This window comes from Streptomyces sp. NPDC001617 (genome assembly GCF_053596855.1).
The window spans coordinates 1-1,146 of record NZ_JBSFHA010000218.1 but is presented as its reverse complement, the minus strand read 5'-3'; the positions used below and the strand labels follow the sequence as shown (position 1 = coordinate 1,146).

The following is a 1,146-nucleotide window of genomic DNA, read 5'->3' as shown; positions in this document are numbered from 1 at the left end:
TGCTTCGGGGCTGCGTGGTTCGTAGAAGGTGCCGTCGCGGAGCATCGCGAAGAGCACGCTGATGCGGTGGCGGGCGAGGCGGAGGAGGGCCTGGGTGTGGGTCTTCCCTCGGCCTCGGCACTTGTCGTAGTAGGTGCGGGAGGCTGGATCATGCAGGGCGGCGAACGCGGAGAGGAACATGGCCCGTTTGAGCTGCCGGTTTCCGCTTCTGGGCGCGTGTTCGCCGTGGATCGAGGTCCCCGACGATTTGGTGGCGGGGGCGAGCCCGGCGTAGGAGGCGAGGTGGGCGGCGGTGGGGAAGCTGGTGCCGTCGCCGACGGTGACCAGCAGGACTGCGGCGGTCCTGACCGCGACCCCGGGCATCGAGGTCAGGACCTGGGAAAGAGGGTGGTCCTCCAGCAGGGCCTTGATCTGGGCTTCCAGAGCACGGCGTTGTTCGTGGACGGCGGCCAGGGACCGGGCCAGGGAGGGGATCACGACGTCGAGGGTGCCGGTCCCGGGAACGACGACGGTCTGTTCGTCGAGCGCGTCGAAGATCTCGTCGATCAGCCGCTGGGCCATGCGCGGGGCCTTGGGCCGGATCACTTCGACGAGTCTGTGGCGGCCGGCTTTGCGCAGGGCGGCCGGGGATCCGTAGCGTTCCAGCAGCCAGGTCACGGCCGGGTGGTCCAGGCGCGGGCCGAGGACGCGTTCCAGGCTGGGGTGGAATTGGGTGAGCAGGCCGCGTATCCGGTTGCTGGTGCGGGTGGCCTCGGCGGCGAGGTCCTGGTCGAAGCCGACCAGCACGGTCAGTTCGGCGGTGATCTCGTCGGTCAGTTCCAGGGAGCGCAGGGTGTGCGGCATGGTGCGGGCCGCGTCCGCGATCACCGCGGCGTCCTTGGCGTCGGTCTTGGCCTCGCCCGGGTAGAGGTCGGCGATCCGGCGCATGGCGAGTCCGGGCAGGTAGGCGACCCTGCAGCCCGCGTCCCGGGCAACGGTGAGCGGGAGGGCGCCGATGGAGGCGGGCTGGTCCACGATCACCAGGACGGTGCCGAACTTGGCTGTCAGCTTGTCGAAGACGGCCCGCAGTTTCGGCTCGCTGTTGGGCAGCTGCTTGTCGAGGACCTTCTTCCCGGCCGGGGTGAGCCCGTGGCCGTGGTGAGCGGT

The 1,146-nt window shown here is 70.2% G+C and carries 1 protein-coding gene; it reads right to left on the bottom strand.

Annotated elements, in window-relative coordinates; all coding sequences use genetic code 11:
- The coding region (locus ACWC09_RS52680) for an IS110 family transposase (RefSeq protein WP_450859444.1) at window positions 1-1,146 on the bottom strand (1,146 nt) is incomplete at both ends.